This window comes from Hymenobacter lucidus (assembly GCF_020447265.1).
In the GTDB taxonomy this organism is placed as follows: Bacteria; Bacteroidota; Bacteroidia; order Cytophagales; family Hymenobacteraceae; genus Hymenobacter; species Hymenobacter lucidus.
Genome location: NZ_JAJADR010000001.1, coordinates 479,676 through 496,451, shown reverse-complemented (window position 1 = coordinate 496,451; position 16,776 = coordinate 479,676). Strand labels below are relative to the sequence as shown.

Sequence of the window (16,776 nt, the reverse complement as noted above, 5' to 3'; positions counted from 1 at the left end):
CCTTATTATGCCCGATTCTCCCGTTCCTACTCTCGACGCCGTGGTAATTGGGGCCGGACAAGCCGGATTGGCGGCCGCCTATTATTTGCAGCGCCACCACCAGCAATTCGTCGTGCTGGATGAGCGTACCGCCGTGGGAGACGTGTGGGCCACGCGCTACGACAGTCTGCGGCTTTTTTCGCCGGCCTGGGCCAGCAGCCTGCCCGGCTTTCCGTGGCCCGGCAGCAAGAGGCGCTACCCTACCAAAGACGAAGCCGCTGACTACTTGCGCCAGTACGTGGCCCACTTCGGATTTCCGGTGCAGTTGGGGCAGCGCGTAACGCGAGTAGCGCCGGCCGCCGGCCAGCCTGGCTACCAGGTGAGCACGGCAACGGGGCGGCGCTACCAGACGCGTTGCGTTATCGTGTGCACGGGGGCTTTCAATGCGCCCCGCCGCCCAAGCTTTGCCACCGAGTTAACCGCTCCGGTAGTGCAGCTGCACAGCAACGATTACCGCCGTGCCGTTCAGCTGACAGGCCAAGGGCCGGTGGCCGTGGTGGGCAGCGGCAACTCGGCCCTGCAGATTGCCGCCGACCTGGCTGCTACCGGCCGGCCGGTGTATTTGGCTTTCGGGGAGAAAACCCCGGCCCTGCCCAACCACACCGCCATGTGGCTTTTTCTCAAGTCGACGGGCCTGCTGAAAATACCGCGTCACACCCGCTTGGGCCAGTATATGGCCACCAACCCCGAGTCGGTAGTCAGTGCCGACCTGGCCCGGGTGCGCCAGCGGCCCAACGTACATTTTATCGACCGGGCTCTGGGTGTGGAAGCCGGCACCCGGCTGCGGGGCGTCAGTGCTGTTACTCCGCCCCTGGAGGCCGTGGTGTGGGCCACCGGCTACGGGCCCGATTTTGGGTGGATTGAGGTCCCGATATTCAACGACAACGGTCATCCCGAGCACTACCGGGGCATTACGGCCGCACCGGGTCTGGCGTTTTTGGGGCTGCCGTGGCTGAATACGCGCAGCTCGGCTTTGATGGGCGGCGTAGGCGCCGATGCCCGCTACGTGGTAGAGCAGCTGCTGAAAAGGACATAATTATGTCGAAACTCAACGGCCGCTTTTCTGGTTAGCATAGAAGTAACCACTTGCAGGTCATCAACAATAGAAGTTGCCGATTGCCGTTGCGGGTTGTAATTCGTTTTGACCTTAATACTCTTTTTATGTCTTTGCTCATTTTCAGCGGGCTGGCGGTAGCCACCGCACTTCTGGCCCTGAATGCTTTCGACAATCTGAAAGAACTGCTCAAGCCCGTTCCAGTCCGCGTGCGGGCCCGCAACGACCGATAAGCAGCTGGTTTTCCGGCTAAATGAAAAAGGCCTCCTATCGGGAGGCCTTTTTCATTGGAGGATTTGGGCTTGCGTTGTTGGAAAAGGAACGTCATTCCAAGCTTGCCGAGGAATCTCGCGTGCTGATGTTGCAATGCCGTTGATTACCATGACACAGGAAGTGTCGCCCGCTGGTCGATATGACTGTTCTGCACATTCGCTTCCAGCTCCTAGAAACGAAAAAAGCAGCCGTATTCGGGCTGCTTTTTCTTTGCTATAAACAAGCAGAAGCTTAGCGAATAACCAGCTTGCGCATTTCGCTGGCGTTTTCACCTTCCAGCTTTACGTAGTACAGGCCGCTGGCGAATTTGCTCAAATCCAGAGTTTTAGGACCGTTCAGCTCCGTAATAGCCTCGCGGTAAATAACGGTACCGATGACGTTGAGAATGCGCAATTCCAGGCGGCGACCCTCAAAGCCATTGATGGCAATGTGGACGATTCCGTTGCTGGGGTTGGGGTATACCAGAAATGATTTTTCATCACCGCGCACCGGAGCGGCAGAGGAAGTCCGGCCGGCAGGCTGAGCCAGGGCGGTAGGCACCGAGCTACGAACGAAACCGAAGCCGAGTACCAGGAGTAGACAAAAGAAGCGTAAGCGTTGCATCATAGCGTACTGTAGGGTGGGACAAGCGCAAGCCAAATAATGAATAGATTAACGGCCGGCACTCAATTATGTTCGCAAAGATAATACGGAATATTCATTAGAGTTATGAAATATAACTACGCGTTGATAAAAGATTTGCCTTTTCTCTGTTTTCCACTCTGTTAGCACCCAAATTAAGTTGGACGTTCTCATTATCGGCGGCGGTTTAGGCGGCCTCACGGCCGCCCTCGATTTACGCCAGCGCGGCTACGCGGTAGCCGTGGTGGAGCGCAAGCGCTACCCCTTCCATAAAGTGTGTGGCGAGTACGTATCCAACGAAGTGCTGCCTTACCTGCGCCGCCTCGGTGCCGACCCCGCCCCGTTGCAGCCTGCCGTTATTTCGCGCTTCCTGCTCAGCTCGCCGGCCGGCCGCACCCTCACCGCCCCGCTCGACCTTGGGGGCTTTGGCGTAAGTCGCTACGCACTGGATTATTTCCTGTTTCAGCTGGCCGAAGCCCGGGGCGTGGTCTTCCATCAGCTGGCCACGGTAACCAACGTGGAATTCGATGCCGCCACCGACCAGCACCACGTAGCCCTAGCCGATGGGCGGCAACTGGCGGCCCGCGTGGTGCTGGGCGCCTACGGCAAGCGCGCTAACCTGGACCGGCAACTGCAGCGCACGTTTTTTCAGCAACGCTCGCCTTACTTAGGTGTGAAATACCACCTGCGCCTCGACTTCCCCCGCGACACCATTGCACTCCACAATTTCGCCGACGGCTACGCGGGGCTCTCGGCCATTGAGGACGACAAGTACTGCTTTTGCTACCTCACCACCCGCCAGAATCTGAAGGCCCACGGCACCATTGGGGCCATGCAGGAGCATGTACTGGCCCAAAATCCGTTTCTGCGGGCCGTGCTGCGCGACGCGGAGTTTCTCTACGACCAGCCCGAGGTTATCAATGAAATATCCTTCGCGCCCAAAACTCCGGTGGAAAGCCACGTGCTGATGTGCGGCGACGCGGCGGGCCTCATTACGCCGCTCTGCGGCAACGGCATGGCCATGGCCATTCACGGGGCCGAGCGGGCCGCGTTTCACATCGACCGATACCTGCGGGGCCATTATTCCCGTCCGGCTCTGGAGGCCGCCTACGCCCAAGACTGGCAACAGCACTTCGGACCGCGCCTGTGGGTGGGGCGGGCGGTGCAGCGCTTGTTTGGCCGGCCTCTGCTGAGTGAGGCAGTGGTCGGCGGCATGCGGCACTGGCCGGCCGGCGTACGGGCCCTAATGCGCCGCACCCACGGCAGCGCCTTTTAAAGCTGAACTACGCGCCGATTTGTTTGTTGCCTGCCTACGCCAAACCAACGGCAATTCCGTATACTGCCCTCAATGACGAGCTACCTCTGTGCCATCGGCACTGCTACCCCGCCCCATCGTATTCCGCAGCCGCAAATTGCCACCTTCATGGCTGAGGGCCTGCAGCTCGACGCCGACGATACCCGCAAGCTGCGCGCCCTCTACCGGGTAACCGGCATTGCCCAGCGCCACTCGGTACTGGCTGACTACGGCCGGGCCAATGGTGATTTCGACTTCTTCCCGAACACGCCCGACCTGGAGCCTTTCCCTACCGTGGGTCAGCGTATGGGGGCTTACCGCCAATACGCGCTGCCGCTTTCGGTGGAGGCGGTGCAGAACTGCCTGCAACAGCTCCCGGAGGTGCAGCTGGCCGATATTACCCACCTGATTACCGTGAGCTGCACCGGCATGTACGCGCCGGGACTAGATATTGAGCTGGTGGAAAAGCTGGGCCTCAGCTCCAGCATCCGGCGTACCTGCGTCAATTTCATGGGCTGCTACGCGGCGTTCAATGCCCTGAAGCTGGCCCAGGCCTTTTGCTTGGCCGACCCTAAGGCCAAGGTGCTGCTGGTGTGTACGGAGCTGTGTACCATTCACTTTCAGAAGAACAAGGAAGAAGATCATCTGGTATCCAACGCCCTGTTTGGCGACGGCTCGGCGGCGGCCCTGGTGCAGGCTCAGCCGACCCAAAGCGGCTACAGCCTTAGCCTGGAGGCGTTTCATTGTGAGCTGGAGCCCGATGGCCGCGCCGATATGGCGTGGCACATCAACGACTTCGGCTTTGAAATGACGCTGTCGTCCTACGTGCCCCGCATGATCCAGAAAGGCATCCGGCAGCTTACCGAAGGGCTGTTGCGCAAGCTGCCCGTCAAGCTCCAGGATATTCACGCCTTTGCCATTCACCCCGGCGGCCGCAAAATCCTGGAAACCATTGAGCAGGAGCTGGGTATGAGCAAGCACGACAACCGCTTTGCCTACCAGGTACTGCGCGACTACGGCAACATGTCGTCGGCCACGGTGCTGTTTGTGCTGCGCGAATTGCTGGCTAGCCTCACCCCGGCCGAAGCCGGGGCGCCGGTGCTCAGCTTTGCCTTCGGGCCGGGCCTCACGCTGGAGGCTATGCTCTTGCAGGTTCATCTTGCCTAACCACCGGGGCCATGCCTGATTTGAGCCGCCGCGCCACTGAGGAAGAGCTGATGGACGACCTGACCTTGGCCTCCGACGCGCTCCGCCAAAACCTCGACGAGCTGGAAACCATCAACACCTGGCTGGGCGGCTATCAGGTGGTGCTCGATGGGCTACAGCGGCTGCGGCCCCGCTTCCCTGAGGGCCGCACCCTGCGCCTGGCCGACCTGGGCAGCGGCGGCGGCGACACCCTGCGCCACATTGCCCGCTGGACCCGCAAAAAAGGTATACCAGCCGAGCTGGTGGGGGTCGATGCCAACGCATTTATGATTGACTACGCCGCCGCAAAAGCCGCCGGTTTTCCGGAAATCAGCTTCGCGCAGCAGGATATCTTCTCCCCGGAATTTCGGCAGCAGCACTTCGATATTATCACCTGCAGCCTGTTTTGCCACCATTTCTCCAGCGAAGCCCTGGCCCTACTGCTGCGCCAGCTGAAGGAGCAGGCCCGCGTGGGTGTCATCATCAACGATTTGCACCGGCAGCCGCTGGCCTACTACAGCATCAAGTGGCTCACACGGCTGCTAGGCGGCTCCCACCTGGTGCAGCACGACGCGCCGCTGTCGGTGGCCCGGGCCTTCACGCGCTGCGAGTGGCAGGCTATTCTGCGGGCGGCGGGCATCGAAAAGTACTCGTTGCGCTGGTGCTGGGCCTTCCGCTGGCAGGTTATTTTCTAGAATAAAACGACTTTAGCCATACAGCTCGGCCGCCAGCCGAAATGTGTTGGCGTGGGCTTCCACGATATCGGCAATACGCGGGGAATAGCCGCCGCCCATACATACTACTACCGGCAGCTGGTACTGCTGACAGAGGCGCAGCACCAGCTCGTCGCGGCGGCGGCAGCCTTCCCGCGTGAGACTCAGGTGACCCAGCTTATCCGTGGCCAGCACATCGACGCCGGCCAGGTAAAACACGAAATCGGGCTGCACCTCATCCAGTAGGCGGGGCAGCGCATCGGCCAGCAGCCGCAGGTACGTGGCATCGTCGGTGCCGTCGGCCAGCGGCACATCCAGGTCCGACTGCTCCTTGCGGTGCGGGTAGTTGCGGGCCCCGTGCATACTGAAGGTGAAGACCCACGGCTCGTGCTGGAATAGCGCTGCTGTGCCATTGCCCTGGTGCACGTCGAGGTCCACGATGAGGATTTTGCGGATGCCGGGCGCGTGGGCCAGCAGGTAGTTGGCGGCCGCGGCCTGGTCGTTGAGCAAGCAAAAACCTTCACCCCGATCAGCAAAGGCGTGGTGCGTGCCGCCAGCAATGTTCAGGGCAATGCCGTGCTGCAGCGCCCGGCGCGCACATTCGATGGTGCCGCCCAGAATTGTGACTTCGCGCTGAATAAGCTGCTCCGACCACGGAAAGCCCGTGGCTCGCTCCTCCTGCCGCGTAAGCTGCCCGGCTACCAGCCGTTGGTAGTAATCAGCAGTGTGGGTGCGCAGAATCTCGGCTGCCGCGGGTGGTTCAGGCGTAAAAAAGCTGGCTTCCGTCACAATGCCTTCCCGCAGCAGCTGCTCGGGCAGCAGCTCATATTTCAGCATCGGAAACCGGTGGGTTTCGGGCAGCGGATGGGCGTAGAGCGGGTGCCAGGCAACAAAGAACATACTAGGGGGTAAAGCGAAGAGAAGGAGGCAACTGCACCCAAACAGGTGGTAAGTAGATAGGGCAAAACCAGCCACGCCTTATAATTCAGTTAAACCACTAACGTAAGTATTCAAATTGTAACCTAATCAGAATACAGCAAATCTTATAACTAATACTTACACAACATTGGAACACAATTAGTGCAAAGACCACCAATGCATACACTAATCGTTACAAGATAATAGCATTAAATTCACTTGTATTAATGCTATCCATTTTCGAAATAAAATCGTTATTGTTTATAATATTTATTGGTTTTAGCTGCAATAATTATAATTACCGGTGGAGTAGCGTAGAACTCGTAGGCCAAGAAACTTTTTCTACGAACTGCGGAGCAGCACAAGCCAAATGAAGCTTTTCTGGTGCATTTCAACAACTATTTTGATGCTTGATATCATTGAATATATCTTTGATATCCAAATGAATACTGTCTATTGCCATTATTCAATCGGCATTATTTTAGTGTACAATTCAATAAAATAGAATTTAAAAACCAGTCACATATACCCTCATTTCGTCCTTGCAAACGGCAAAGCAACACGGATACTTTTGCACCTCAATCCACTTTTAACAATTTGAGGTCAATCTAATGAAAAACAACTATTTATCATGCATGTTACTCCTTGCGGGCTGCGTGTTTGCTTCTTTTCAGAGCATTGCTCAAACATTTAATCCGAACGTAGTTTACAAGCTGGCAAACCAGAATGCCGGTGGTATTATGGAAATTGGGGGCGGTGGAACTATGCCTAACCTGCCGGGCACCAAAGCCAACATGTGGCCTTACCTGGGTACTGCCAACCAAGAATGGTATATACGCCAAGTAAGCAGCGGAGCATACACGCTGGTAAACCGCAACAGCAACCAAGTGCTGGAAATTGGCGGTGAGCTGGCCCAAACGTGGCAAAGCGGTGCCCGGGCAAACCAGTGGGGCTATGTGGGCACCCCCAACCAGGAGTGGGATCTTAACATTGTTGCTGATAATGGAGGCTCAGTCCAAGTTGTGGAAATAGCCAACCGTCGCACGGGCATGCTCCTGTCGATAGATGCTACTCCGGATTATGATGGCACCACTACTGGGAAAGCCATTTATCAGGCTCCACGGCGGTCTGGCCCCAATTATTCGCAGCGCTGGGCTATTACTACAGCGGGGCCAGAAGGGCATGCTGGCGTGTATACAATCATGAATAACGGTAGCAAGAAATTTCTGGAAGTACTGGCTTCCCGGGTAGATGAAGGGGCCCCGGTAAACCAATGGACCTATGCGGGCAATGCCGCCGAGCAGTGGATTATTTCATTTGCCGCGTCGCCGAACTTTTACAGCATCAGAAACCGCTATTCCGGCCAGGCGCTGGAAATTGGCGGCGAAGTTGGCGACACCTACACCCAGGGACAGAAAGCTAACCAGTGGCCTTACCGCAACACCGACAATCAGCACTGGGCTATTGATTTCACCAATGGTATCATCACTAACCGCCGGAGTGGGCAAGTTCTAGAAATTGGTGGTGGCTCGCCGGCCAACCAAGCCAATGGTGCCCGCGCCAACCAGTGGCCTGATGTCGCCACTGCCCCCCAGCGCTGGACAATAACGCGGGTAAGTGATAACCGTGGTACGGGTGTGCTGGCCACTACCGCGCAGCAAGCAGCCAATCAGGCCCTGTCTTTGTCGCCAAACCCCGCTAGCTCCCTGCTGACGTTTGCTCTAGCCAAAGAGGCAAAAGCCAAAGCGGTAACTGTAACCGATATACGTGGCAGTGTAGTGACTGGCGCAGTGGTTAGCGGAAATAACACAGTAGATATCTCCCAAGTTGCTGCTGGCATTTATATCCTTACCGTGAGCGACGGAGAGCAGGTATACCATCAGAAGTTTATCAAGCAATAAACTTGCTGTCAGCATCCTTATAATGCTGCGCAGAGCATGAAAAAGCCCCGGCCATATGGCCGGGGCTTTTTCATGCTCTGCGCTTCAAGCCGGTGACACTATAGGAGCATTTGTCAGAGACATTGGCTGCAACAAAACCGTCTTCTTAAGTAAGCCCTAAAACGAGGATAACTGCCTGGTGGGGCAGTTATCCTTGCACTATAGTGTGCTGTGGTGGGACATACTGGGCTCGAACCAGTGACCCCTACCTTGTCGAGGTAGTGCTCTGAACCAACTGAGCTAATATCCCATCAAACACTCTGGCGGCGGCCGGAAAGCGCCAAAGATACGGGCTCCGGGCATTCATCCTACTTAGTCGGGCAATATTTTTTTCGCGGTAAAACCCTTCCGGCGTAACCTTCTTTCCGGGGGCTAGTATAGTCGCATACACATGCCGGCCTGGATTTTCCCAAGGCGCCGGCCGCCGTACTCCACCTGACCGTTACTGCTCCCATGAAAAAACTGACCTTACTCCTCGCGCTTTCCCTGGCCGGCGTTTCTTCTTTTGCCCAAACCACTGGCCCCGTCGGCGTCCGCTCTTCTACCGACTACGATGCTGGCACGTCCGATTCCCGCAATACCGGCTTCGGTATCAAGGGCGGCTTCAACCTGGCCGACGTGTATGGCGACAGCAAAAAGAACTTTGCCAACAGTTCCAACTCGAAGACCTTCCACGCCGGCGTCTACGGCCAGTATGGCTTCAGCAACCGCCTCTCCATTCAGCCCGAGCTGCTCTACAGCCGGCAGGGCTTCCAGGGCACCTCTACTAACACGCCCACAGGTGGCACGGCCACAACGGTAAAAGACCGTCGGCTCGACTACCTGCAGCTGCCCGTGCTGCTGGTGTTCAACATTCTGGACAACGTGAGCATCCACGCCGGCCCGCAGGTTTCGCTGCTGACCAAGGTTACGGAAGACGGCAAGGAGCGGAAGATTGCCAACGAAGGTAACATCTACGGCTACAGCTACACCAGCCTCGACTATGGCCTGTCGGCCGGGGCTGAGGCCCGGGTAGGCCCGGCCCGCGTGGGCGCCCGCTACACCGCCGGTTTCAACGAAATCATCAAGGACCAGCTGGCCACGTCGGGTGCCAATGCCCTGACCGACATCAAAAACAGCGTGTTTCAAGTGTACCTGGGCATCGGCTTTACCCAGTAAGCCCAACCATTACTAGTTTTAGAAAGGAAGCCTTCCGGGGCTTCCTTTTTTTGTGACCTATTTTTCCTCTTCGCCATGTTACTCCCCTCCTTATTCTGCGCCGTGCTGCCGACAGCCGGTTTACCGGCAATAAATCAGGCCCGGGAGCTGCTGGCCGAGCACGGCATGGCGGTGCTAGCCACCTGGGCCTTGCTCAATCTGCTGGTGAGTGGCTACCTGGTGGCCCGCCCCGATCGGCGCTCCGAGAGCCACTACTTCCACCAGATGAACGTGGGCTGGAACTGCGTGAATGCCGTGTTGGCCGTGGTGGGCATCCTGCGGGCCCAGCCCAACCACGTAGCTGGCCTCACGCTGGCGGCCAGCCTTTCGGCCCAGTTCGATTTTGAGAAGATTCTGCTGCTCAACCTAGGCCTCGACGTGGCTTATCTGGCTACCGGCAGCTGGCTGCGGGCCCGGGGCCAAGCCACCGAGCAACGGCCGGAACGCCTGCTGGGCTTTGGCCGTTCCCTGTGGCTGCAGGGCGGGTTTCTACTGCTGTTCGATGCCGGTTTTTACCTAGTGTACCACCGCTACGCCGCCCAGCTGCTGGCCCTGGTGCAGCCGTAACGAGCATTTACCCATCTTTGGAGCATGGATACAACTGCTTCTGCCGACCTCGAAATCATCGACTACGCACCGCATTACCAGGATGACTTACGCCGCCTCAACCACGAGTGGATTACGCGCTACTTTGAGCTGGAACCTGCCGACCACGAAACCCTCGGCGACCCGCAAACCCACATTCTCGACCCCGGCGGCTTTATCCTGCTGGCCCGCTACCAAGGGGCCATCGTAGGCTCCGGGGCGTTGCTTCATGCTTCCGATGGCAGCTGGAAGCTGGCCAAAATGGCCGTTACCGACCAGGTGCAGGGCCGCGGCATTGGTTTCGCTCTTTGCCAGGCTATTCTGAACCGGGCCCGGACGATGGGCGTGGCGCGGGTCGAGCTGGTTTCCAACCGGATTCTGCTGCCCGCCCTGCACGTATACCGCAAGCTGGGCTTTGTGGAAATTCCGCTGGGCACCGTCATGTACAAGCGCGGCGACATCCGGATGGCCATCGACTTGTAGTTGCTTCTACTTATTTGAGGCTACAAAAAAAGCCCCGGCCAGATCTGGCCGGGGCTTTCTTATGCGGTGCAGCGCCGCTGCTTACGAGCGGGGTGCGTGCTTGCCTTCCAGGATTTCCTCCACAATTTTCTTGTTGAAAGCCGGCAGGTCGCTGGGGTTGCGGCTGGTGATGAGGCCTTTGTCGACGACTACCTCACTGTCCTGCCACTGAGCCCCGGCGTTGGTAAGGTCTGTTTTCAGGCTGGGCCAGCTCGTTACGTTGTGGCCGCGCAGTAAGCCGGTTTCAATCAGCGTCCAGGGGCCGTGGCAGATGGCGGCTACCACTTTGCCCGAGCGCATAAACTCGGCGGCAAAGGCTACTACCTTCTTTTCGGTTCGCAGCACGTCGGGGTTCATCTGGCCGCCGGGCAGCACCAGCGCGTCGTAGTCGGCCACGCTTACTTCGTCGATGGTTTTATCAACCGACACCTTATTGCCCCAGTCTTTCTGGTCCCAGCCCTTGATGGAGCCGCTTTTCAGGGAAATGACGTGGGTTTCGGCGCCTTCGCCTTCCAGGTACTTTTTGGGTTCTTCCAGCTCCGACTGCTCGAAGCCGTCGGTGGCGACAATGGCTATTTTCTTTCCTTTTAGTTTATCACTGCCAAAGATGCTCATGGGAATGGGTGTTGAGGTTGGGTAGTATAATAGAACGAAAAAGCCGGTCTGCGCTAGGCAGAACCGGCTTTTACAGTACGGATATAGTGGCGCTTGGTTACTCGTCGTCGGCGCCAGCCCGGTCGCGCTTGAGCTGCTTGCGTAAGCGCTTCACCCGCTCATCGAAGCCGTCGGGGTCGTAGCTCACATCCTCCACGTCGAGTTGGTCGAGTAGGTCCATCAGCTCGTCGGTGTGGTCGGTGCGGGAGGCAGTGGCTACGCGCACGAAGGCCATTTCCGACCACAGCACCGCCTTCAGCCGGTTGCCATCTTCGCTGAGCATCAGCATTTCCACCACCAGATTGGAGTTGTCGTAGTGAATAAGCTGAGTTTTGATGCGCACGATTTCGCCGTGGTTGGCGGGCCGCAGGTAGGCAATGTGGTGCTTGGTAATGACCCAGCCCGCGCCTTCCACCTTGGCCAGGTGGCCCAGGTTCATGTCGTAGTGCCGGGTAGTGTGCTCCTCGCGGGCGTTGAGGAAATAGTCGAGGTAACGGGCGTTGTTGAGGTGGCCCAGCATGTCGCAGTCCTGGAAGTGGATGCGGTGCGTGGTTTCGGGGGTGCGGAGCAAAGGAGCGGCCATAACAGTGGTAGTGTGTGGGTGGCAAAGTACGCGCAAATGGCTCAAATCAGCACCGCTACGGCTACTTTGCCAGTCGGAAAGCATCAGCCCGCACCTGGTGGGCGGCGGGCTTGCGGGCGTCGCTGGGGCTGTCGAACACGAAAATCAGGTGGTTTTCATCGAGCATGCCCATGCCCTCGGCGCGGTCCTGGCCGGCGGTGGGACCGTGGCCGTGGGGCACGTCGAAAAGGCGGCGGATTTTGTCGGGCCCGATGAGGCTGTCCTGGGGCTGACTCAGCGCGTTGGGCCAGCAGTACACGGCAATGGTGCCGTCGAGGTCCATGGTGGGGCCGGCCAGCAGGTAGAGGTCGTCGCCCTGCTGGCGCATTTCGCGCAGGCCCATGCCGCCCAGGTCCAGGAAGTGCTTTTTGTAGTACTGCTGCTCCCCCCCTATTTTATCGAGGCGCAAGCGGCCGTGCTTGTCGAGGCGGGGCAGCAGCTCCAGCACCACGGCCCAGCCGCGCAGCACCGGCCCGCGCAGGCCCACGAACAGGCGGCCGTCGGGCGTGGCGGCCAGGCCTTCGATATCGAAGCCGTTGTCTTTGCCGGGCAGCTTCATGAAGGGCTTCAGGTGCGGGTCATCCATCAGCAAATCCAGCAGTTCGTTGGTTTCGGTGCTACCGTGGAGCTGGGCCGCCTGCAGGGTTTCGTCGGCTTTGGTAGGGTGCGGGGCCGTTTTGTGCAGTTCGTAGTCGCCGGTTTTTTCGTTGAGCACCAGCGGAATGCGGGCCAGCAGGTAGCGGTTGGGGTCGGCTTCTACCTTGGCCAGCTTCCCGATTTGCTTAGCTACATCTTCGTGCTCGTGGTCGGGCTGCTTGCGCTTGAGGCTGTGCGAGCCAATCACCCAGAGGTAGTGGTCAGCTTCGGCCAGGCCTTCGATATCGATTTCACTTTCCGGACCGGCGGGCAAATCGAGCAGATCGGTGAGCTGAAAACACGCATGCTGACCGTACTCGTGCGGACCGGTGCGGCGCAGCCGCTCGATGCTGGTACGCTCATCGCAGCTCAGCCACAGGTTTTCGCCCGTGCGGAGTACCGTAGACAGGCCATCGCGCACGTGCTTGCCGGCGGCATTGAGGCTAAGCTTGGGGTTGAAATGCAGGAGGTAGGGCTGAGGACGCACGGCAAAAGCAGATTAGGTAAGAGGTAGAAACGCAAACGGCCCAATCCGCGCAGGGTTGGGCCGTTGGGCTTGGGTGGGCACTGGCTAGTCCTTTTTCTCGCCGTCGGCGGGTGGGCCCAGCACTTTTATCTTGTCTGTTTTGGCCAGGCCCGATACCACTTCCACGTTGATGCCGTCGGAGAGGCCGGTTTTCAGCAGGCGCTTCTGAAACTTCTGCGGGGCGGTTTCTACCTCTACAAACACGCTGTCCTTGTTGATTTTACCGAACTGCAGCAGACTCTCCCGGATGGCCAGTACCTGCGTGCGGCGGCCCAGCACGATGTCGCCGTTGGCCGAGTAGCCGGCCCGCAGAAACTGCCCCGGCTTGAGGCGCACGTTGGCCCGCACCTGAAACTTGATGGCGCCTTCCTCCGTGATGCCCTTGGGGGCAATGTATTCGAGGGTTGCCGGGAAATTTTCGCCTTCCAGCGCGCCCACGGTCAGGTTTAGGTCCATGCCTTCGCGCACTTTGCCCACTTCACTTTCATCTACTTTGCCCTCAAACACGAGGCTTTTCATGTCGGCAATAGCGGCAATGGTGGTGCCCTCATTGAAGTTGTTGCGCTCTACCACCGACGAGCCGACCTTGACGGGTACATCCAGCAGCAGGCCCGTAATGGTGGAGCGCACCGTGTTGGAGGCGCCGCCGGTGTTGCGGGAAGCGCCGCGCTGGGCAATCTGCAAGTCGTTTTCGGCCGCGTTCAGGGCCTGCTTTTTGGCTCGCACGTCGGCCAGCAGGCGGTTGAATTCCTGCTCGGCAATAACCTTCTGCTCAAACAGCGGCCGTTGGCGGTCCAGCTCAATCTGGGAAGTTTCGAGGGCTACGCGGGCCGCCTGAATGCTGTTCTGGGCGTTGTTGACGTTGCCGGCGTTGGCCACCGTTCGGATGCGGGCAATGAGCTGGCCTTCCTTGATGGGCTGCCCGGCTTCCACGTAGAGCTCCTCCACGATGCCCGACACCTGGGGCTTGATCTGGACCTCGCGGCGGGGCACGATACTGCCCGTAGCCACGGTTTTCTTCACAATGTCGGTCAGGAAGGGCGTTTCGGTTTTGTAGGTAACCGGGTCGGTATGGGCCTGCTTCCAGAAGTAGTTGGCCAGCCAGCCAAACCCGGCCAGCAGCAGCAGCACGAGAAGGCCGAGGAAAATTCGTTTCATGGTAATAAACGGCGGTTTGGGCGGCTGATAGGGCGCGTAGGATTGGTCGTGGTGAGGGCGCGTCAGAACATCGGCAGGCGCTAGTTCGACGGCTTCTTCGGGTAGTGCTTGGTGGTTGTTCATAGCCAATGTGAGTTAGTGAAATGGTGATTTAGTGAGTTAGCGACTGAGTGCGTTTTAGATTCTTTCGGCGTGAACCGGACGACAGCTCACTAAGTCACTATTTCACCGCTTATTCGTCTTTAAGCGCAACGACCGGCTGCACGCGGGCGGCAATGGCAGCCGGGACCAGCCCGGCCACGCCGCCGGCCACTACCAGCAGCACCACGGCCGTGAAAGCCACGCCAATATCGACCTGCGGGTTGGCAAAAAAGCCCACTTTCTGGCCCGCAATCAACGAATTGATGCCCGCCATCAGGGCCGTGCCAAACAGCAGCCCGAGCAGGCCGGCGGCGGCTGTAATGACGATGCTTTCCTGTACAATAAGGCTGATGATGCTCCAGGGCGTGGCTCCCAGCGCCTTGCGAATCCCGATTTCCTTGGTGCGCTCCTTCACCACGATGAGCATGATGTTGCTCACCCCGATGATACCGGCCAGAATGGTCCCGATGCTCACCAGCCAGCTGAAGCCCGAAATACCCAGAAACAGCCCCTGCACCCGCGCGTATTCCTCCTCCACGTTGGCCGAGCCGAATGCCCGGTCGTCAGTGGGGGCCACTTTGTGCTGCCGGGCCAGCAGCTGCTTCACCTTGGTTTCGACCACCGCCGCCGGCGTGCCGGGCTTGGGAATGAAGGCGAAGTAGCCCACCTTGTTTACCTGGTTGAACGTCACCTGCAGGGCCGTGAGCGGAATCATGATGGTCTGGGCTTCTTCCTGGGCGTTTTCGGGCTTGCCCTCGGCCTTGAACAAACCCACCACGCGGAAGAAGATACCCTTGATGCGGATTTCCTTTCCCAGCGGATTGGTGGTGCCGAACAGCACCTCGGCCACCCGGTCGCCGATGACGGCTATTTTGCGCCGTTCCGTTATGTCAATGTCGTTGATGAAGCGGCCCGAGGTGAGGTGCAGCGCCTTTACGGCCGGGTAGCCGGGGTACTCGCCGTTCACCGAGAAGGCTGAGCTTTTGGCCCCGTACTGCACCGTGAAAGCGCCGTCGAGGGAGCTGCGGGGCAGCACCACGGCCGCCTCGGGCACTTCCCGCAGCAGGGCCGCCACGTCGTCGTTGGTAAATTGGATGAAGCGCCCCACTTTCAGCCCGGCGTAAGGCACGCTGGTGCGCTGGGTCCAAACGAAGACGGCGTTTTTGGCCACGTCAAACTCGTTTTCGACCCCATTGCGGAAGCCTTTACCCGCGCCCAGCAGTACTACTAGCATAAAGATGCCCCAGAACACACCAAACGCGGTGAGCCCCGTGCGCAGCTTGTGCCGCCGCACCGTACCGAGGATTTCCTGCCATTTATCGAGGTCAAACATGGGTATTGGGGTAAGCAGAAGTGGTTTTCTCGCCGGTCATCATTCGGCCCGTAAGGCTTCAATGGGTTTCACGTTAGCCGCTTTCATGGCCGGAATCAGCCCGGCTATGGCCCCGGAAACGACCAGCAGCAGCGTCGCACTTAAAGCCACGCCCAGGTTCACTTCCGGGTGGTCGAAGTAGGACGTAGTGCCGCCGGCTTTTTCCAGCATGTAGCGCACCGCGTCGAGCAGGGCCACGCCCAGCAGCAGCCCCATATAGCCCGAGAAGCTGGTGATGACCACCGACTCCTGCACGATCATACTGATGATGCTCCAGGGCGTGGCCCCCAGCGCCTTGCGCACCCCGATTTCCCGGGTCCGTTCTTGCACGATGATGAGCATAATGTTGCTCACGCCCACCACCCCGGCCACCAGCGTCAGCACCCCGATTACGCTCACAAACAACTTAATACCGCGAAAAAGGCCCTCAAACCGCTGCACTTCCTCCTCGTTATTATCAAGCTCCAGTGCCTGCTTGTCGGCCGGGTCGAACTGGTGGCGGCGGGCCAGCAGCACCCGCACCTGGTCTTCGAGCTGCTTCACGGGCGTGCCCTTGACGCTGCTGATGCCGATGCGCTGCACCTGGTTGTACTGGTTGAACGTGGTCTGGAACGTGGTGAAGGGCACGAAGGCGCGCTCCTCGTTGCGGCCGTTGTTCTGGGTGGTGGTAAAGATGCCCACGACCTTGAAAAAGACGCCCTTCACTTGCACGTACTGCCCGATGGCCGGCGCGTCGCCGAACAGCACCTTGCGCACCTTCTCCCCCATTATCATCACCTTGCGCCGCTCCACGCCATCCAAAGGGCTTAGCAGCCGGCCCTGGGTCAGCTCCTCACCGTTGAGCTGAAAGAACTCCGAATTGGCCCCGAATACCTGGTAGGAGCCGTTTTTGGTTTTGTTCACAATGGTGTATTCGCCGAACAGTCGGTTGCGCGAGGCCAGCAGCTCCACGCCATCCACCTGCTGCCGGATGGCTTCCAGATCGTCGTTGGTAAACTTCAGCTCCCGGCCTGGCTGCAGCCCTTTCCAAGGCAACGACGTTTTACCGGCACTCACAAACAGGCTGTTCATGGCCCCGCCGCCAAACTCCTTCCAGATGCCGTTTTCAATTCCCTTGCCCGCACCCAGCAGCAGCACCAGCATAAATATGCCCCAGAACACCCCGAAGGCCGTCAGAAACGTGCGCAGCTTGTTGCGGCGCATCGTCCCGAGGATTTCCTGCCATTTATCGAGGTCAAACATGAGGCTTTAATGTGCTAATGTGGTGTAATGTGCTCAGGTGCTAATGCGGGGAGTGTGCTGGCAAAATGCCGGATGCACTGCTTC

General features: G+C 58.7%; 18 protein-coding genes and 1 tRNA gene. 10 read left to right on the top strand and 9 right to left on the bottom strand.

The genetic code is table 11. The features are described 5' to 3' along the window. Nucleotides 1–7: 7 nt before the first annotated feature. The 3 genes from LGH74_RS02125 to LGH74_RS24800 all read left to right on the top strand — a co-directional run bounded on the left by LGH74_RS02125 (nt 8) and on the right by LGH74_RS24800 (nt 1,469). Nucleotides 8–1,075, top strand: a complete 1,068-nt coding sequence (locus tag LGH74_RS02125; RefSeq protein ID WP_226171195.1) for a flavin-containing monooxygenase — start codon at nt 8–10, stop codon at nt 1,073–1,075. A 125-nt stretch (nt 1,076–1,200) separates the two neighbouring features. Next, nucleotides 1,201–1,326 carry a hypothetical protein gene (locus LGH74_RS24805; protein ID WP_262904523.1) on the top strand — a complete coding sequence of 42 codons (126 nt, stop codon included), beginning with the start codon at nt 1,201–1,203 and terminating at the stop codon, nt 1,324–1,326. A gap of 20 nt (nt 1,327–1,346) precedes the next feature. Next, nucleotides 1,347–1,469: a hypothetical protein gene (locus tag LGH74_RS24800; protein WP_262904522.1), complete on the top strand. Its 123-nt coding sequence runs from the start codon at nt 1,347–1,349 to the stop codon at nt 1,467–1,469. A 128-nt stretch (nt 1,470–1,597) separates the two neighbouring features. Here the strand turns inward: LGH74_RS24800 and LGH74_RS02120 are convergent, their stop codons facing one another. Then, entirely contained in the window at nt 1,598–1,972 is a 375-nt protein-coding gene (locus tag LGH74_RS02120; protein ID WP_226171192.1) for a T9SS type A sorting domain-containing protein, read from the bottom strand. A gap of 175 nt (nt 1,973–2,147) precedes the next feature. On the opposite strand from LGH74_RS02120, the gene LGH74_RS02115 reads away from it, so the two are divergent. The 3 genes from LGH74_RS02115 to LGH74_RS02105 all read left to right on the top strand — a co-directional run bounded on the left by LGH74_RS02115 (nt 2,148) and on the right by LGH74_RS02105 (nt 5,161). Continuing rightward, nucleotides 2,148–3,263 (top strand): NAD(P)/FAD-dependent oxidoreductase, encoded by a 1,116-nt coding sequence (locus tag LGH74_RS02115; RefSeq protein WP_226171189.1) that lies wholly within the window; start codon nt 2,148–2,150, stop codon nt 3,261–3,263. A 72-nt stretch (nt 3,264–3,335) separates the two neighbouring features. Next, nucleotides 3,336–4,448: a type III polyketide synthase gene (locus LGH74_RS02110; protein ID WP_226171187.1), complete on the top strand. Its 1,113-nt coding sequence runs from the start codon at nt 3,336–3,338 to the stop codon at nt 4,446–4,448. Between the two features lie 11 nt (nt 4,449–4,459). After that, nucleotides 4,460–5,161: a methyltransferase domain-containing protein gene (locus tag LGH74_RS02105; protein WP_226171184.1), complete on the top strand. Its 702-nt coding sequence runs from the start codon at nt 4,460–4,462 to the stop codon at nt 5,159–5,161. Between the two features lie 12 nt (nt 5,162–5,173). Here the strand turns inward: LGH74_RS02105 and LGH74_RS02100 are convergent, their stop codons facing one another. Continuing rightward, nucleotides 5,174–6,079: a histone deacetylase family protein gene (locus LGH74_RS02100; RefSeq protein WP_226171181.1), complete on the bottom strand. Its 906-nt coding sequence runs from the start codon at nt 6,077–6,079 to the stop codon at nt 5,174–5,176. A 629-nt stretch (nt 6,080–6,708) separates the two neighbouring features. On the opposite strand from LGH74_RS02100, the gene LGH74_RS02095 reads away from it, so the two are divergent. Next, nucleotides 6,709–7,998, top strand: coding sequence for an RICIN domain-containing protein (locus LGH74_RS02095; RefSeq protein ID WP_226171179.1), 1,290 nt, complete (start codon nt 6,709–6,711; stop codon nt 7,996–7,998). Nucleotides 7,999–8,209: 211 nt separating this feature from the next. Here the strand turns inward: LGH74_RS02095 and LGH74_RS02090 are convergent. Continuing rightward, nucleotides 8,210–8,287, bottom strand: a tRNA-Val gene (locus LGH74_RS02090). Between the two features lie 203 nt (nt 8,288–8,490). Between LGH74_RS02090 and LGH74_RS02085 the strand changes: the two genes are divergently transcribed. From LGH74_RS02085 to LGH74_RS02075, 3 genes are all read left to right on the top strand, one after another. Then, nucleotides 8,491–9,195, top strand: a complete 705-nt coding sequence (locus tag LGH74_RS02085) for a porin family protein (RefSeq protein WP_226171176.1) — start codon at nt 8,491–8,493, stop codon at nt 9,193–9,195. A gap of 75 nt (nt 9,196–9,270) precedes the next feature. Further along, nucleotides 9,271–9,801: a DUF6992 family protein gene (locus LGH74_RS02080; protein ID WP_226171173.1), complete on the top strand. Its 531-nt coding sequence runs from the start codon at nt 9,271–9,273 to the stop codon at nt 9,799–9,801. A 24-nt stretch (nt 9,802–9,825) separates the two neighbouring features. Further along, complete coding sequence (locus LGH74_RS02075; protein ID WP_226171159.1) at nt 9,826–10,302, top strand: GNAT family N-acetyltransferase; 477 nt, start codon at nt 9,826–9,828, stop codon at nt 10,300–10,302. Between the two features lie 81 nt (nt 10,303–10,383). On the opposite strand, the gene LGH74_RS02070 is transcribed toward LGH74_RS02075, so the two are convergent. The 6 genes from LGH74_RS02070 to LGH74_RS02045 all read right to left on the bottom strand — a co-directional run bounded on the left by LGH74_RS02070 (nt 10,384) and on the right by LGH74_RS02045 (nt 16,692). Further along, nucleotides 10,384–10,956 carry a type 1 glutamine amidotransferase domain-containing protein gene (locus tag LGH74_RS02070; RefSeq protein WP_226171156.1) on the bottom strand — a complete coding sequence of 191 codons (573 nt, stop codon included), beginning with the start codon at nt 10,954–10,956 and terminating at the stop codon, nt 10,384–10,386. Between the two features lie 97 nt (nt 10,957–11,053). Continuing rightward, complete coding sequence (locus tag LGH74_RS02065; RefSeq protein WP_226171154.1) at nt 11,054–11,578, bottom strand: acyl-CoA thioesterase; 525 nt, start codon at nt 11,576–11,578, stop codon at nt 11,054–11,056. A 61-nt stretch (nt 11,579–11,639) separates the two neighbouring features. After that, on the bottom strand, nt 11,640–12,740 hold the full coding sequence (locus LGH74_RS02060; RefSeq protein ID WP_226171152.1) for a DUF3616 domain-containing protein: 1,101 nt from the start codon (nt 12,738–12,740) through the stop codon (nt 11,640–11,642). Between the two features lie 84 nt (nt 12,741–12,824). Then, the gene (locus LGH74_RS02055) at nt 12,825–14,060 is read right to left on the bottom strand and encodes an efflux RND transporter periplasmic adaptor subunit (RefSeq protein WP_226171150.1); all 1,236 of its coding nucleotides are present in this window, start codon (nt 14,058–14,060) and stop codon (nt 12,825–12,827) included. 109 nt (nt 14,061–14,169) lie between these two features. Beyond that, nucleotides 14,170–15,411, bottom strand: coding sequence for an ABC transporter permease (locus LGH74_RS02050; RefSeq protein WP_226171148.1), 1,242 nt, complete (start codon nt 15,409–15,411; stop codon nt 14,170–14,172). A gap of 39 nt (nt 15,412–15,450) precedes the next feature. Continuing rightward, on the bottom strand, nt 15,451–16,692 hold the full coding sequence (locus LGH74_RS02045; protein WP_226171145.1) for an ABC transporter permease: 1,242 nt from the start codon (nt 16,690–16,692) through the stop codon (nt 15,451–15,453). Nucleotides 16,693–16,776: the final 84 nt, after the last annotated feature.

Coding starts and splice junctions, on each gene's coding strand:
- LGH74_RS24805 (WP_262904523.1), top strand. CDS start 1,201: ATGTCTTTGCTCATTTTCAGCGGGCTGGCGGTAGCCACCGCACTTCTG.
- LGH74_RS02120 (WP_226171192.1), bottom strand. CDS start 1,972: ATGATGCAACGCTTACGCTTCTTTTGTCTACTCCTGGTACTCGGCTTC.
- LGH74_RS24800 (WP_262904522.1), top strand. CDS start 1,347: ATGAAAAAGGCCTCCTATCGGGAGGCCTTTTTCATTGGAGGATTTGGG.
- LGH74_RS02045 (WP_226171145.1), bottom strand. CDS start 16,692: ATGTTTGACCTCGATAAATGGCAGGAAATCCTCGGGACGATGCGCCGC.
- LGH74_RS02050 (WP_226171148.1), bottom strand. CDS start 15,411: ATGTTTGACCTCGATAAATGGCAGGAAATCCTCGGTACGGTGCGGCGG.
- LGH74_RS02075 (WP_226171159.1), top strand. CDS start 9,826: ATGGATACAACTGCTTCTGCCGACCTCGAAATCATCGACTACGCACCG.
- LGH74_RS02065 (WP_226171154.1), bottom strand. CDS start 11,578: ATGGCCGCTCCTTTGCTCCGCACCCCCGAAACCACGCACCGCATCCAC.
- LGH74_RS02070 (WP_226171156.1), bottom strand. CDS start 10,956: ATGAGCATCTTTGGCAGTGATAAACTAAAAGGAAAGAAAATAGCCATT.
- LGH74_RS02125 (WP_226171195.1), top strand. CDS start 8: ATGCCCGATTCTCCCGTTCCTACTCTCGACGCCGTGGTAATTGGGGCC.
- LGH74_RS02105 (WP_226171184.1), top strand. CDS start 4,460: ATGCCTGATTTGAGCCGCCGCGCCACTGAGGAAGAGCTGATGGACGAC.
- LGH74_RS02095 (WP_226171179.1), top strand. CDS start 6,709: ATGAAAAACAACTATTTATCATGCATGTTACTCCTTGCGGGCTGCGTG.
- LGH74_RS02055 (WP_226171150.1), bottom strand. CDS start 14,060: ATGAACAACCACCAAGCACTACCCGAAGAAGCCGTCGAACTAGCGCCT.
- LGH74_RS02110 (WP_226171187.1), top strand. CDS start 3,336: ATGACGAGCTACCTCTGTGCCATCGGCACTGCTACCCCGCCCCATCGT.
- LGH74_RS02085 (WP_226171176.1), top strand. CDS start 8,491: ATGAAAAAACTGACCTTACTCCTCGCGCTTTCCCTGGCCGGCGTTTCT.
- LGH74_RS02100 (WP_226171181.1), bottom strand. CDS start 6,079: ATGTTCTTTGTTGCCTGGCACCCGCTCTACGCCCATCCGCTGCCCGAA.
- LGH74_RS02080 (WP_226171173.1), top strand. CDS start 9,271: ATGTTACTCCCCTCCTTATTCTGCGCCGTGCTGCCGACAGCCGGTTTA.